The organism is Gardnerella sp. KA00771 (genome assembly GCF_049244045.1).
Lineage (GTDB): Bacteria > Actinomycetota > Actinomycetes > Actinomycetales > Bifidobacteriaceae > Bifidobacterium > Bifidobacterium swidsinskii.
On the sequence record NZ_CP058368.1, the window covers coordinates 816,900 to 832,542 of the forward strand.

Annotated in this window: 10 protein-coding genes and 1 CRISPR repeat array (1 of these 11 running past the window's edge); of the genes, 9 read left to right on the top strand and 1 reads right to left on the bottom strand. The window is 35.1% G+C overall.

What is annotated here, in order from left to right; genetic code table 11:
* Positions 1-29: 29 nt before the first annotated feature.
* Positions 30-821: a DUF3800 domain-containing protein gene (locus HXT57_RS03540; RefSeq protein ID WP_158245253.1), complete on the bottom strand. Its 792-nt coding sequence runs from the start codon at positions 819-821 to the stop codon at positions 30-32.
* A 429-nt stretch (positions 822-1,250) separates the two neighbouring features.
* Here HXT57_RS03540 and HXT57_RS03545 point away from each other — a divergent pair, with 429 nt between their 5' ends.
* From HXT57_RS03545 to cas2e, 9 genes are all read left to right on the top strand, one after another.
* The gene (locus tag HXT57_RS03545) at positions 1,251-3,392 is read left to right on the top strand and encodes a KAP family P-loop NTPase fold protein (protein ID WP_421783365.1); all 2,142 of its coding nucleotides are present in this window, start codon (positions 1,251-1,253) and stop codon (positions 3,390-3,392) included.
* Between the two features lie 544 nt (positions 3,393-3,936).
* Positions 3,937-6,774 (top strand): CRISPR-associated helicase Cas3', encoded by a 2,838-nt coding sequence (gene cas3, locus HXT57_RS03550; RefSeq protein ID WP_415697676.1) that lies wholly within the window; start codon positions 3,937-3,939, stop codon positions 6,772-6,774.
* A 3-nt stretch (positions 6,775-6,777) separates the two neighbouring features.
* A complete protein-coding gene (casA, locus tag HXT57_RS03555; protein ID WP_415697677.1) occupies positions 6,778-8,448 on the top strand; it encodes a type I-E CRISPR-associated protein Cse1/CasA in 1,671 nt (556 codons plus the stop codon).
* A 21-nt stretch (positions 8,449-8,469) separates the two neighbouring features.
* Complete coding sequence (gene casB, locus HXT57_RS03560; protein WP_415697678.1) at positions 8,470-9,084, top strand: type I-E CRISPR-associated protein Cse2/CasB; 615 nt, start codon at positions 8,470-8,472, stop codon at positions 9,082-9,084.
* A 94-nt stretch (positions 9,085-9,178) separates the two neighbouring features.
* Positions 9,179-10,267: a type I-E CRISPR-associated protein Cas7/Cse4/CasC gene (gene cas7e, locus HXT57_RS03565; RefSeq protein ID WP_415707574.1), complete on the top strand. Its 1,089-nt coding sequence runs from the start codon at positions 9,179-9,181 to the stop codon at positions 10,265-10,267.
* 58 nt (positions 10,268-10,325) lie between these two features.
* Positions 10,326-11,201: a type I-E CRISPR-associated protein Cas5/CasD gene (gene cas5e, locus HXT57_RS03570; protein WP_415697680.1), complete on the top strand. Its 876-nt coding sequence runs from the start codon at positions 10,326-10,328 to the stop codon at positions 11,199-11,201.
* Entirely contained in the window at positions 11,202-11,846 is a 645-nt protein-coding gene (gene cas6e, locus HXT57_RS03575) for a type I-E CRISPR-associated protein Cas6/Cse3/CasE (RefSeq protein ID WP_415697681.1), read from the top strand.
* Positions 11,847-11,886: 40 nt separating this feature from the next.
* A complete protein-coding gene (gene cas1e, locus HXT57_RS03580; RefSeq protein WP_415697682.1) occupies positions 11,887-12,828 on the top strand; it encodes a type I-E CRISPR-associated endonuclease Cas1e in 942 nt (313 codons plus the stop codon).
* 1 nt (position 12,829) lies between these two features.
* On the top strand, positions 12,830-13,912 hold the full coding sequence (gene cas2e / locus HXT57_RS03585) for a type I-E CRISPR-associated endoribonuclease Cas2e (RefSeq protein ID WP_415705345.1): 1,083 nt from the start codon (positions 12,830-12,832) through the stop codon (positions 13,910-13,912).
* A 107-nt stretch (positions 13,913-14,019) separates the two neighbouring features.
* Positions 14,020-15,643: a CRISPR direct-repeat array (repeat unit 28 nt; unit sequence GTCTTTCCCGCATACGCGGGGGTGATCC) (it continues 52 nt past the right edge of the window).

A 15,643-nucleotide genomic window follows, 5' to 3' on the forward strand; every position in this document is an offset into this window, starting at 1 on the left:
GTTTTGTGCGACCCTCTAGCATATTTACATTAGAAAATGTCGTTTTGTATAAGATGCTTCATTGGGAAATATACACCACTGTTACAAATAATATCGTCAATTATATGAGCTGTTTTTAATACTGCTTTATCTCCACGAGAAAGTTGAGATGATTCCAATGATTTATCAATCATTGCAGCGCGCGAAGCGATAAATAATGCCATATCAATCATTTGCAATCCAAAGTATTGTCTTGAATCTTCCCAATGGAATGGCATCACAATATGAGAAAGATTTGAATTATAAAAACCCTCTGTATTACCATTATTCTGATATTGCTTAATGCGACCTTCATGTGCTTCAGGATCAGCCACTTTATCAGCAACAATAGTTATATCAGTTCTATATAATTCAGCAATAAAATTAACTCTCTCGAGACAATATTGAAGTGCAACATCGTGAGGTGTATGAGCATGTTCTTTATATCGTTGTTTTAATTCAGTAGCAGCAACACCGCGAATAATAACTTTTGCACATGATTTTGCCAATATACGCATTGCAGATCTATAAATACCAGTGGATTGTGTATATAGCCCATTCATGCATTTCCAATCACCCTTAAACTGGAACATACAATGACCATGAAATTCAACATTACTTGGAACATTAAATTTTTGTATAACGCTTTCTTTTAATTTTGCAAGCTCATGTTCTATAAATTCTTTTTGCTGCTCGTCAACAATCAACGCACCAATATAATATATATCTCCGCCAATTTTTCTATCTACAGGCGAATGAGATTCATCAATATAAGCAGTTAACATAGAATTATTATCACACATAATTATTCCAACCATCGAACTAGAAAAATAATGTGCATAACTAATATGAATTACTTCTCTATTTACTACAAATTGTTGCATAAAATATTAACGATATTAAAAACAACTTCATATTCGTGCTAAAATATGGCGAATATATTCTTCTATGTTTATAACATGTTTTTGTATTCAAAAATTATCAATGCAACACGTAGTCCTAAAATTTGTAAAAATAACCAAATTTGTATATTCTTGTATGTACGACAAGCTCACTTCACTATAGGAAGTGTTGATTGCTGTTAGCAGAGGGTCGCGGTTTTGTGCGACCCTCTAGCATATTTACTTTCCCAAAACAATGCGCATTAAGGATAAGCGGCAATTTAGGTTTATTTCCCAAAATGTGGGGTAAGCGGCAAAAAGTGGGGTAGCGGTAAGACATCTATTATAAATATGGCAATATCTGAGATTCCAGTAGATAAAAACGAAGCCCAAAAAGCAGAAAAAGAAAAATGGTATTCAAGATTATATAAAAGAATCAAAAAAATTTTTACTTCACAAAAAACTGAAGAAGAAGATCAATGTTATTATCCAATAATTATTAGATTTTCGCCATGGAATTATTCCGACAAGAACAATTTAATTAGTTTATTTTTCCATGAATTGAAGAATAAACTAGGTGTTGCTAAAGGAGAAGAGAATAAAGGAAAAATCGGAAAGGCTATAAGCCAATATTCAGATATTATTGACGCGTTATCAATTATTCCAGCAGTTGGGCTTGCAATTGTTCCTATATTGAAAACTATTTCCAAAGCAGCAGGAGGTAAATTGATGGAAACTCCTAGTTTGAATGATGCTAAAGAAAAATTGTGTAAGGCGCTAGAAGATTTTAACCACAAAATTATTGTTTTTATTGATGATATAGATAGATTGACTACTCCTCAGATTAAAGACATTTTCCAATTGGTGAAACAAGTAGGCGATTTTCCAAACATAATTTATGTCCTTACAATGGATAGGGAAATTGTTTGCAATGCTTTGTCTGAATATCACAATATTGATGGAGATGAGTATTTAAAGAAAATTGTTCAAGTTTCTTTTGAAGTTCCTGAAATTGATAAAACAACCGTGCATGAAATATTAAGAGATCGCCTTAATGATATTGTTCATAAAAACAAAGATGAAGAAGAATTTGAAAATAACGAATATTTTGAAACAGTACTTGAAAACTGTGTAAATCCATATGTAAATAATATAAGGGATGTAAATAGATTACTTAATGCTTTCCGATTCAAATATGGCGCTTTATGGAAAGAAACATCATTTGTTGATTTATTAGCCATTACTGCAATAGAAATCTTCGAGCCGAAGTTATACAAATGGATTGCTTATAATAAAAATGCGCTTTGTGAATGCAAAGAGCATACTTGTTTGATGATAGAAAATGATGGTAACAAATATTTAAAGCAATGTAATGAAAAATTTAGTAATTTAGGATTTGACTTTAACAGAGTAATTGATATTCTATCAACCTTATTTACAAGATTTGCAAAAGATATTAATAAAGATAGTTTTGTAAAAGACCTTACTAAAAAACACTCAACAAAATATCAATCTGAAGAAGAACTTACCAGTAAAATGCGTGTTGGTTCCGCTGAGAAATTTGACTTATATTTCAGTTTTAATTTATGGAGTATAAAAATCCCAAGAGAAGAAATTATTAAATGCGCGAACAGTTATAGTAATTTTACTCTTAGACAAAAAATTAAGAATTTTAATAAAGATGGTAATATTATACTCTTTTTAGACAATATAGAAGCGCTAGCTCTTGATAATGAAATATTAAATAATCGACTTGCTTTAATTGCATCTATAATATTTGAATTACAATATGAATTTAAAGACCCAGATCCATCTGTCTTCTATAACACGTCTGCAACTGAATATTCAGAACGAATATTATCAAAAATAGTCGCTTGTATTGATAAAGAAAACGACAGGTATGAAATTATTAGTTCTGCAGTTAAAAATATTAATAGAGACAACGTTGGCACAACATCTACAATAATTAGAGATATTGGATTCGCCTATAGAAAATACGGATGTAAAGATGAACGTAAAGATTCTCAATTCATTAGTCTTAAACATTTAGAAGATATTGAAAAAATTTATGCGGCAAAAATTAAATCCATTTCAAAATCCGAAGATATATTAAGTTCTTACCAATTCCGTATAGCATTTTACGTATGGAAATGTATTAATAAGAAGGATGCTGTCGAGTATATTACAAATCTATTTGATAATGATATAGATAAGCTTAAATTCTTATGCTTAACAACATATAATAGTTTAACGGGCTGGAAATTTTCTTCAGAAAATTGCTTTAATCTAGTTTCTGAAGAAGAATTTTATGCTTCCATAAAAAATTTTGATAAAAGCAGATTAGATGAATTCACTAAGGAAGAACAAATAATATTAGCGTCATTTGTACTAAATTATGAAAATAATAATGACGACTTTAACCATGTATCTGAGAATGAAGCACTGCAACTCGTAGAAAAGTGGAAATCTGAAAGCAACATAGCAAAGCAATAAATCATATTGTGCACTAGCACACTGCAGTTAGTGCACAATATTTTTTTGTCGCTATAATCTAACCGCAAAGTATTTAAAACCGCTCGCACCCGCGTATCAAAACTGTTTCCTTAACGCAACAATTTTGATACACTTGCATCATATCTATTTTTGTGAATGATACTCTTCTTACGCATTAAACATCTACATCTGCTTTACTTTTGTAAGAGTTATACCACTTTGAACAATTTTAAATTTATACTACAAACGGATTAACCGAATGCGTACAAGATCTAGATTAAAGGAATCACAATAACAATGCTGTTGATGTATAATCGCTTTTGATAGTGTTTCCCGCATGCGCGGGGGTGATCCTTCTGTGTTTCGTGTTCTATCGTCTTTCTCGCATTGGCGAGGCAATTATTGGGGCTTCAAATGCATGCAATACGTTTGAAGCCCCAATTAGTTTAGTAACGAATATGCAACACAATCTTTCTTAAAGCTCTTATTGAGAGTATATTTACCATTATTTAGTAATCATTGTGGATTAAGAAGATGGTAGGTTATGAGTCGTAATCACGTTGTTAATCCTGCATTATGGGGTAAAAAGAGAGAAGCTAATGGAGTAATGCAATGGCTTCCTCTTGCTCAACATCTTGAGGATACTAGAAATGTTATTGGTCAATTATGGGATCACTGGCTTAGTGATGGTCAGCGAAGATTGATTGAATCATCATTAAGTAAACGAGTTGATGCGAAAAAATTATCTCAATTTTTAGGGTGTGTTCATGATATTGGTAAAGCTACTCCCGTTTTTCAGTTTCGAAAGTCGTCTTCAAATTCAGAAGATTTAGATATTGCGTTAAAAAATAAGTTAGCTACTGTTGGTTTTACAAATATTGATTATTTTATTGATAAGCAAGAAGGTTGGTATAATAGTCATCACACTATAACTGGTCAATTTATTCTTTCTAATGCTGGAGTTCCTGAAGGAATTTGTGCGATTGTTGGAGCTCATCATGGTAAACCTTTAGATAATGATTCTGTTTGTAAAAGTAATAAGTCTAAATATCCTGACAATTACTATCAAAGTGAAACTGAGAGTGAAAATAGTAAATTATGGAAAAAGTTGCAGAATGATATTTTGGTTTGGGCTTTAGAAAGAAATGATTTTTCTAATGTAGATGATCTTCCTGAAATAAGTGAGCCAGCACAAGTTTTGTTGTGTGGATTAGTAATTATGGCTGATTGGATTGCTAGTAATGAACACTATTTTCCGCTTATTTCAATAGAAAAAGATTTGATTGAAAATCAGGAAGAAAGATATCGAAAAGGTTGGGAAAAGTGGTTGCAACATGGTTCTAAAGACGTATGGGAATCATTAAATTGTTATAGTGATGTTTCGCAAACATACAAACATCGTTTTGGTTTCTTGCCAAATAATATTCAGTCAGCGTTGTGTGATGCTATTTCTCAGTCTAAAGAGCCTGGAATTTTTATTCTTGAATCTGCAATGGGATCGGGGAAAACAGAAGCCTCTTTAATTGCTGCTGAGCAATTAGCAAATCTAACCGGAAGAAGCGGAGTGTTCTTTGGTCTTCCTACTCAAGCAACTTCTAACGGAATGTTTAAGCGAGTTGAGGATTGGCTTAAAAGCGTGAATCGTGATTTTCAGGGTGAAATTGGTTTACGTTTAGTTCATGGTAAAGCTGAACTGAATGCAGATTATGCGCATTTGCCGCATGGAATGCAAAATATGAATGATGGTTGTGAAAGTACTTCTAGTAGTAATGATGTAAATAATAATGGAGTAATACTTAATGATTGGTTTACTGGACGAAAAACCGCAATGTTGGATGACTTTGTTGTTGGTACAGTAGATCAATTTTTGTTAGCTTCGTTAAAGCAAAAACATCTTATGCTTCGTCATTTGGGATTAAGTAAAAAAGTTGTAATTATTGACGAAGTGCACGCTTATGACGCTTATATGAATAAGTATCTTGAAGAATCTCTTACTTGGATGGCAGCATACGGTGTTCCTGTTGTGTTGCTTTCTGCTACTTTACCTGCTAAGCGTAGAAAAGAACTTATAAAAGCCTATATGCGTGGGTTGTTTGGGTTTAATTGGAGAGAATGCGATAAATCTAATGTTGATTTTGAAACAAATAATTATCCTTTAATTACGTACAGTGATAAAAACTGTGTAAAACAAAAATTTATTGAAAATGATGTTAGTGATAATAAATCTATTTCTGTAAGAAAAATAACAGACGATAACTTACATGAATCACTTGTTAATGAGCTTAAATCTTTGCTGAATAATGGCGGTATTGCTGGGATTATAGTAAACACCGTTAAAAGAGCTCAGGAAATTTATAATGCCTGCGTTGATGAGTTTAGTGATTACGAAGTTATAGTTATTCATTCGCAATTTATTGCTACAGATAGAGTTAGAAAAGAACAACAGATTTGCAATATGATTGGCAAGAATGCTCATAGACCTGCTCGTGCAATAATTATTGGTACGCAAGTATTAGAACAGTCACTTGATATTGATTTTGATGTTTTGTTTACTGATCTTGCTCCTATAGATTTATTACTTCAGCGTGCTGGTAGATTACACAGGCATACGATAGAACGCCCAGAAAATTTCACAGAGCCAATTTTATATGTGTTGGGAACCAACGATCGTTATGAATTTGATAAAGGTTCAGAGTCTATTTACAGCAAATATTTACTTATGAGAACCCAATACTATTTGCCAGATGTTATAAACATGCCTAAAGATATTTCTCGATTAGTGCAAATAGTTTATAGCGATAATCCTTTAGAGTTACAAGAAGATTTGAAAGATGTGTATGCTGTTGCAAAAAGAGAACATGATTCAGTAAGAAATAGTAATGAAAGTGCTGCAAAAACATATAGAATTGAAAATCCAGAATCAGAAATTGGTGAAAGATCTATTGTCGGCTTGTTGAAGAATCCAATTACAAATGAATCTGATGAATTTGCATGTGCTCAAGTTCGCAATAGTGGTGAATCTATAGAAGTTATTGCTGTGAAAAAAGTTGGGTTTGGTTATGGAACTTTCCATGATTGTGAAGATATTTCACAAAATATTGATGATGCGGAAGTTGCAATGAAACTTGCTCAAGAAACAGTAGGATTGCCGTGGATGTTTACACTAAACAGCAATCGTGTTGATGAAACAATTGCAGAGCTGGAAAGAATACGAAAACAAAAGCAATTCAAAGACTGGGATAATCAGCCTTGGTTGCGAGGTTCTTTGGTGCTTCTATTCGATGAAAATAATATTTGCGAATTATCGAAATACAGAGTTGCATATTCTGAGAAAAGTGGTATTGTGTGTATTAAGAGTTCAGAAGAAGACAGAAAGGAATAAAGGGTGAGCAGATTTAATTTATTAGATGAGCCTTGGATTTCCGTCATTGTAGACGAAAACGGCCACAATAAACTCGTATCAATTACAGACGTGTTTAATCATGCATCAGAATATAAAGCTCTTGCGGGAGATATGAAAACACAGGATTTTGCATTGCTTCGCATTTTGCTTGCTGTGCTTCATACTGTTTTTTCTAGGTACGATATTCATGGAAATTCTCGTGAATTTGATTCAGGTGACGATGATGAATATTATTTCAATAAAGAAACAATGAATATTTGGCGCGAAGTTTGGAATTCAAAAAAGTTTCCAGACGCAGTTTTCAAATATTTAGAACAATGGCATGATCGTTTCTACCTTTTTGATGACAAGTATCCATTTTTGCAAGTACTTAAACAAGATATAGATAGTAAAAAGCTTGGTGGCAAATCTCCTAGTGAGATATCTGGTAAAAATATAAATCGATTGATTTCTGAAAGTAACAATAAAATAGCTGTATTTTCTCCAAAAGATAATGTTGATAACAACAAATCGTCACTTACTGAAGCACAATTAGCAAGATGGATTATTGTGTTACAGTCATACGTTGGATTGGCAGATAAGACCATTTTTGGTACGGAAAAATATAAAGCTTCTAAAGGATGGCTTTTTGACCTTGGTGGCATTTACATAGAAGGCGAAAACCTATTTGAAACTCTTATGCTCAACTGTGTACTTGTTGACGAAATGCAATCTCCTGAGAAAAAACAAAAACCATGTTGGGAATATTCAGGAGCGGAAAATATTGAAAATTCGTTTTATGAAACATTTATTGACAATATTTCTCAACTTTACACTCGATGGAGTAGAGCAATATATATAAATCCTGATATTAGCATTGATAAGCCAATATCGGTTTCTATAGTGAAACTTCCTGATATTAATCATCAAAATGCTTTTATTGAGCCAATGACAGTATGGCAGTACAACAAGGAACGTGAAAACAAGGACAAATACACTCCAAGGAAGCATAAAGTAGAAGAATCTATGTGGAGATCATTTGGGTTACTTACATTGCAAGAATCAGATGATGGGACCCTAAAAAATCACAAACCAGGCATTATGGAATGGTTAAACAAAATTAGTAAAGATACTGAAGGTTCTTCTATTTCATTACAGGCTGTGAGTATGAAAGATGATGGTAATGCTACATCTTGGGTTCCTACAGATGAAATATGCGATACTCTGCATATTGATGAAGTTGTAGTAACTGATAATTCTGACAACGGATGGGTGGGCAGAATTAACAATGAAGTCGAGTATACAAGATCTGCCATAGGATTTATTTACAGGCAATTTCTTCTAGACATATGTGAAATACGTAATAGAAATAAAGATGATGCAACTAAATATGCTGATAAGTGCATTAGTCATATTTATTTCTTAGTCGATAAGCCGTTTAGACAATGGTTAGCAAATATTAAACCAAAAGATTTAATGAATGAACGATGTACTCAATGGAGAAATACTTTGCATAGCATACTTATAAATGAAGCAAAAGGCATGTTGGAAAATGCTACATTGCGTGATTTTACAGGTAGGCCTGCTATGCAAAGTGAGAAAGAAACTACAAAAAATATAGTTACGGCTTACAGCATTTTTACTAGTCGCTTAAAAAAATTATCAAAAAAATAAAGACATAGAAAGGAGGCTATTATGGCTGAAAATCAAAGCAAATCTGTTGAAGTATCTAATGCTGTTAGAAAAATTATCAATCAATTTTTGAATGGCTCAGATATTGCATCAAGGCGAGCTATGCTTGCTCAACTGCGTCACACAATTGGTAAGCCATTAAGTCAGTCTGTAGAAATATGGCCATGGATACTAAGCAATGTTCCAGAAAGCTTTATCAATAAATATGGTGAAGTTAGTTATCAAATGCGATCTGTTATAAATACTTTGCAAATATACGCATTGTATGAACAAGGTAGCGTAGAAAAATCAAGTTATAAGGATTTAAACAAATCTGAAGATTCAGAAAACGAAAAATCTTATAACAATATGGGAACAGCTTTAAGAGCACTAAGAAGTGACGAAGGTGTGCGTGGAGCGATGGATAGACGCTTTAGTGTTATGATTACTGCAAGCGATTACGAAAGTTTTTACTATTACCTTCGTCAACTAGTTCGACTACTAAAAAGCAGAACAAAAGAAAATCAACAAGCGATTGATTATTCTAAACTAGCACGCGATTTATATTTGCTTCAGTTTGAAGATTCAGAAAAAGTAAGACTTTCCTGGGCGCAAGAATATTATCGCTTAAGCAAGTAGCAATAACTTTTTAGCAATATCACATATTTTAAAAATTACATATTTCAAAAACAACGTTATTAAACAATTAACTAAAATTTAGAAAGGCAAAACAATGAACACTCATTTATTCTTAGATATTCAAGCAATCCAAGCTGTTCCACCATGCAATATTAATCGCGATGATGCAGGTAGTCCAAAAACTGCTCAATATGGCGGTGTAACTAGAGCTAGAGTAAGCTCTCAATGCTGGAAGCACTCAATGCGCGAATATTTCAAAGAACACAGCGGAGATTCTAATGTTGGAATACGAAGCAAAAACATTGTTAAGTACGTTGCAGATAAAGTTATTGCATTAAAACCAGAATTATCTGAGCAAGAAGCATTAGATTTAGCAAATAAAACGTTAAATAATGCTGGCGTTAAAACTAAAAAAGATAATGATGAAATAGTTCCTACAGCAAAAGCTTTATTCTTCTTAGGAGAGACTCAAGCAAATTCTCTAGCGCAAGCAGCAATCAATAATGTTACTGACAAGAAGCAACTGCAAGAAATCTTAAAAGATAATCCACCTATTGATATTGCGTTATTCGGTCGCATGCTTGCAGACGATCCATCGCTTAATGAGGACGCTTCTTCGCAAGTTGCTCACGCAATTTCCACTCACGCTGTTCGTGCTGAATTTGATTACTATACTGCTGTTGATGACTTATCAACTGAGGATAATGCTGGAGCTGGAATGCTTGGAACAATAGAATATAATTCTTCAACTCTTTATCGTTATGCAAATGTTGCAATACATGAGTTTAGCCATCAGTTGAGTGATAACAAAGAATCTACAATTAATGCTCTTAGACTTTTTATTGAAGCTTTCGCTAACGCAATGCCTACTGGCAAAGTAAATACTTTTGCTAATCAAACTTTGCCGCAAATGCTTGTGGTAACTTTAAGAGATGACAGGCCAGTGAACTTAGTTAGTGCATTTGAAGATCCAGTAAAATCTAAAGACGGATATGTTTCAAAATCTATTGAGAAACTATCTCAAGAATACGAGAAAGTTCAAAAATTTGTTCATAAGCCGATTGCGTCATTCTATGTAACAATGGATTCTTCAAATGAGAATCTTAAATTAGGAGTGGAAGAACAAACTATTCAGCAATTATTGGATGATTTTTCTTCTAAAGTCTCCGAATTGCTTCAGTAAATTTCTTAATAAATAACACTTATTAGTTGATATTTAGTGTTTAACAGTTAGGAAGCTTATGAAAAGTTTATTACTGAAGTTTGCTGGACCTTTGCAATCATGGGGTACAGATTCGCATTTTGAAACTCGTCACACGGATTACTATCCATCTAAAAGTGCGGTAATAGGTATGATTGCTGCAGCTTTTGGGTATAGAAGAAGTACAGATTGTGATGAAGAGATTGCAAAGCTTAATGATTTAGATTTTGCAGTGCGAATTGATCAGCAAGGGAATTTGCTTAGAGATTATCATATTGCTGCAAAATATAAAGCTAACGGTGATTTTGAAAAAAATTATGTTACAAACCGTTACTATATAGAAGATGCTATATTTCTTGTTGCAATAGGATCCGATAATGAGCAACTTATTTACAGTATTAACGATGCGTTGCGCTCGCCGTATTTTCAATCTAGTTTAGGCAGAAGATCATTGCCTCCTACAGCTGATTTTATTTTAGGCGTAGAAGATTGCGGAGTAATTCAAGCATTATTAAAGTATGAGTGGCTTGCAAGAAAAGCAGGTAAAAACCAAGTACAAGTTTCTAAATTATCTATGCTATCGCAATCTTCTAATGAATCATGTAATGCAGGATTTATATCTTTATATGCTGATTCAGATTTAGTAGATAAAGCAGAATGCGAATTAGCTAAAGATAATACTTGTACTTATAAAATTCAGTCGTATGTTCGTAAGCTACGAAAGGATTACGTTAATTCTTTCTCAAATAAGGAAAGAAAATTTGGATTTCGATACGAGTCAAAAATGGAAATTCCTATTGAAAAGATTTCGCACAATAATTCGGATTCAGAAAGCAGCAAATCAGATAGTGAACATCTAAAAGATTCTGAAACTTTTAGTTTTGAGCATGATGCTTTTTCTGGATTGGAGGCTTAAATGTCTTATTTGAGTAGAGTTGAAATTGATTATAAAAAACCTAAATCGCAGCTAGATCTTAAATCTGTAGGAGCTTTTCATAACTGGGTTGAACAAAGTTTTCCAGATGAATGGACAAATCATGAGCGAAGCAGAAAATTGTGGAGAATAGATTCTTTGAATGGGAAACATTACTTGCTTATAGTGAGTGATTCAGAACCTAATTTACAACGTTTAGAGATGTATGGAGTTGCTGGAACTGCTTCAAGCAAGAATTATGATAAGTTCTTGTCGTCTTTAAAAAATGGTATGAAAATGCAATTTAGAGTAACTCTTAATCCTGTTGTTTCTATTTCTGATACTTCTGAAACTCGCACTACTAGAGGTAGGGTAGTACCACATGTTACTTATGATCAGCAGATGAATTTTTTGCTTAATCGTGCGCAAAAATTAGGTTTTTCATTGAATGAAAGTGAATTTACTATTGTTGAGCGCGGGTATAGCTTATTCACAAAGTCAAAAAAACCTATTCGTTTGAGTAAAGCTGTTTATCAAGGCGTTTTAACAATTAGTGATGAGGATGTTATGCGTAAAACTTTACTAGACGGTATCGGTAAAAAGAAAGCATATGGTTTCGGAATGATGACTGTTATTCCATTGGAATAGCTTGAGTTAATGAATCTTTTGTGTCAAAGGCTGTAGGAGTATGAAGAAGAAGTGTGGTGCTAAGAAGGCTGAAATTCAAGAGCTTCCGCGCATAAGTGATAGAGTAAGCTTTATATACATAGAGCATGCAAAAATCAATCGTCTTGATAGTGCTATTACAGTCTTTGATGCAAACGGAACTGTGAGAGTTCCCGCTGCAATGATTGGCGTTTTACTTTTAGGACCTGGCACTGAGATTACTCATAGAGCTATGGAATTACTTGGAGATGTTGGCGCAAGCATAGTTTGGGTTGGCGAGCATGGTGTTCGCAATTATGCTCATGGTAGAGCATTGTCAAGGAGCTCAAGATTGTTGGAAAAACAGGCAAAACTTGTTACTAATAGTAGATCAAGATTGAGCGTTGCAAGAAAAATGTATCAAATGCGTTTCCCTAATGAAGATGTATCCTCATATACTATGCAACAATTAAGAGGTCGAGAAGGAGCTCGCGTAAGAAGCATATATAGGGAGATGTCTAATAAATACAATGTCCAATGGAATGGTCGCGATTATAAAGTCGATGATTTTGAAAGTGGTACTGTCGTTAATCAAGCATTGTCTGTAGGCAACGTATGTCTTTACGGTTTAGTTCATAGCGTAATATCTGCCTTAGGTTTAGCACCTGGATTAGGTTTCGTGCATACTGGACATGATCTTTCTCTTGTATACGATATTGCAGACTTATATAAAGCTGAATTAACTATTCCTGCATCTTTTGAAATTGCCGCTCGGTGTGAATCCAACGATGACATTGAACAGTTAATGCGTTTGAAGATGCGCGATTGCTTCGCAAATTGCAACATAATGTCTCGTATCGTTAATGATATACAAAATCTTCTTGAAATCCCGATTGACAACCAAATTACTGTTGATGTAATACATCTTTGGGACGATAAGGAACTTCTAGTAGCTTCTGGCGTAAATTACAGTGAGGTGAATTGATATGCCGTTAACTGTGATTACGATGACTAATTGCCCATTATCTTTAAGAGGTGATTTAACCAAGTGGATGCAAGAAATCGCTACAGGCGTTTACGTCGGCAATTTCAATAGTAAAGTTCGAGAGGAATTATGGAAGCGTATAGAAGACAGTGTTGGAAATGGTGCTGTAACAATGAGTTTTTCTTCCAGAAATGAAATTGGCTATGATTTTAAGACTATACATTCGCATCGTGAGGTGGTTTATTCGGATGGATTACCTCTGGTACGTATTCCAACAGTTGATACATTAGAAAACGATATTAAACATGGATTTAGCGATGCTGCTAAGTTTCATAATGCAAGGAAATTTTCAAATGTTAGTAGTAGAAAAAATATTAATACTTCTTCTAATTTAATTGAAAATGATTTAGTAAATGAAAATATTAGTTCTGTAAGTTCTGATAATTCTATGCAATCTACGATATTGTCCGTGAATGATGAAGAAATTACTTGTAATGACTATTGGAAAGATTATATAGGCAAAACAAGTAAAAAATTTGTTGTGTTAGATTGTGAAACTACAGGTTTAGATAGCAAAGTTGATAAAATTATTGAAATTGGGGCTGTCAAGTTTATAGATGGAAGAATTGAAGAATTTCAGACTTTAATAAATATTAATGATTGCAACAATAATATTTGTAGAAAAAATAATATAATTCCCAATGAAATTACCGAGTTAACTGGTATTACGTGCGACATGCTTGAGTCTAATGGCGTAAGTTTAGACTTAGCATTAAAAGAATTTATCGATTTTATAGGGAAATTACCACTATTAGGATATAACGTATCGTTTGATATTGGTTTTTTTAATTCGGCTTTATTCTCATTAGGTGAGAAGTTCAGCAGCGCTTTTTCTATTAATAAAGTTATTGATATTTCACGTTTTGTGAAGCATGATAGGAGATTTTTGAAAAATTATCAGTTGAAGACGGTTCTTCAGGAGTACAACATTTCTGAGTCAGTTCCTCATAGAGCTCTCATAGATGCTAGGCTAACGGCGCGTCTTGTTTTTCACTTGAAAGGATTGTTAAAATTTATTTCATAAAAATAAAGCACTATTGTACTACTCTATGTGATAGTTTGAATTTGAAAAGTAAATGAGATTTGACTGTTTCTGTTATAGAAATGGCCATTTTATTAGGATTTTTAAGTGTCTTTCCCGCATACGCGGGGGTGATCCTACGCGCACGTATGTTGACCTTAATCAAGTTTTGTCTTTCCCGCATACGCGGGGGTGATCCTGAAGCATTTCACTTATTGGAAAATGTCCGAATGTCTTTCCCGCATACGCGGGGGTGATCCTGGTCTGCATTACTTGAGGCGTGTACTTTTTTAGTCTTTCCCGCATACGCGGGGGTGATCCTTGGGGTTCTCGGCTTGATTTAGATATTTTTAGGTCTTTCCCGCATACGCGGGGGTGATCCTCCGGTGTGATGAGCTTATTCTCATACGCAGAAGTCTTTCCCGCATACGCGGGGGTGATCCCATTCCATTCATAGGGTCAAAAAGTGAACCCATGTCTTTCCCGCATACGCGGGGGTGATCCTTAACGCGGCAATAATTGAATCCAAAGAAAAAGGTCTTTCCCGCATACGCGGGGGTGATCCCCAAATACAAAAGATAGAATTTACAAATATTGCGTCTTTCCCGCATACGCGGGGGTGATCCTTACATATTTGTCGCGTCGATTCTGCGAATAGTGTCTTTCCCGCATACGCGGGGGTGATCCTGTCACGCACTGTCAAATAGCATGGCGCGTCTTGTCTTTCCCGCATACGCGGGGGTGATCCTAATGCTACTAGCACAGCACAACAGGCAGCGCAGTCTTTCCCGCATACGCGGGGGTGATCCCATTCTCGAAGAAACTAACAGTGTCTGTAATGAGTCTTTCCCGCATACGCGGGGGTGATCCCAACTTAGTAAACAGTTTATTAAGCTACGCGAGGTCTTTCCCGCATACGCGGGGGTGATCCCTATAACAAACAATAACCGCACGTATAGTACAAGTCTTTCCCGCATACGCGGGGGTGATCCTTAACAAAGCAAAATTGATCACCCCAAGTAGGTGTCTTTCCCGCATACGCGGGGGTGATCCTTTTCATCGACCATGCGCGGGGTATGCCACTTAGTCTTTCCCGCATACGCGGGGGTGATCCTAATCCAGAGGAAGAAGCGCGCTTTTTCTTAAAGTCTTTCCCGCATACGCGGGGGTGATCCCGTAACTGTAGTCTGAATATCCATAATTAACCTGTCTTTCCCGCATACGCGGGGGTGATCCCAGAAAAGGCTGTAATGTTTGTGAATGAGTTAGGTCTTTCCCGCATACGCGGGGGTGATCCTACTTGCCAAAAGTGTAAGTAACGCCGCTATCGGTCTTTCCCGCATACGCGGGGGTGATCCCCGACTGGTGGTGATACCGATTCTATCAAATGTGTCTTTCCCGCATACGCGGGGGTGATCCTTTTATTGATATGACAACAGAAAAGCTTGAAACGTCTTTCCCGCATACGCGGGGGTGATCCCATAGCAGGTGGTATTAGTGCGCTTGTGAATGGGTCTTTCCCGCATACGCGGGGGTGATCCCTTTAGACGCGAGTTCGTTCGCCACATGAACGAGTCTTTCCCGCATACGCGGGGGTGATCCCAATTTTATTATTAGTAGTACGGCTAGTCATATGTCTTTCCCGCATACGCGGGGGTGATCCCAATGCTAATTAAGACACACTACTCGACAGGACGTCTTTCCCGCATACGCGGGGGTGATCCTAAACATTGC

What these genes read in the sequence shown, in the direction of transcription:
- cas2e (WP_415705345.1), top strand. Translation starts at nt 12,830, where the DNA reads ATGCCGTTAACTGTGATTACGATGACTAATTGCCCATTATCTTTAAGA.
- cas1e (WP_415697682.1), top strand. Translation starts at nt 11,887, where the DNA reads ATGAAGAAGAAGTGTGGTGCTAAGAAGGCTGAAATTCAAGAGCTTCCG.
- cas7e (WP_415707574.1), top strand. Translation starts at nt 9,179, where the DNA reads ATGAACACTCATTTATTCTTAGATATTCAAGCAATCCAAGCTGTTCCA.
- cas5e (WP_415697680.1), top strand. Translation starts at nt 10,326, where the DNA reads ATGAAAAGTTTATTACTGAAGTTTGCTGGACCTTTGCAATCATGGGGT.
- cas6e (WP_415697681.1), top strand. Translation starts at nt 11,202, where the DNA reads ATGTCTTATTTGAGTAGAGTTGAAATTGATTATAAAAAACCTAAATCG.
- HXT57_RS03540 (WP_158245253.1), bottom strand. Translation starts at nt 821, where the DNA reads ATGTGTGATAATAATTCTATGTTAACTGCTTATATTGATGAATCTCAT.
- cas3 (WP_415697676.1), top strand. Translation starts at nt 3,937, where the DNA reads ATGAGTCGTAATCACGTTGTTAATCCTGCATTATGGGGTAAAAAGAGA.
- casB (WP_415697678.1), top strand. Translation starts at nt 8,470, where the DNA reads ATGGCTGAAAATCAAAGCAAATCTGTTGAAGTATCTAATGCTGTTAGA.
- HXT57_RS03545 (WP_421783365.1), top strand. Translation starts at nt 1,251, where the DNA reads ATGGCAATATCTGAGATTCCAGTAGATAAAAACGAAGCCCAAAAAGCA.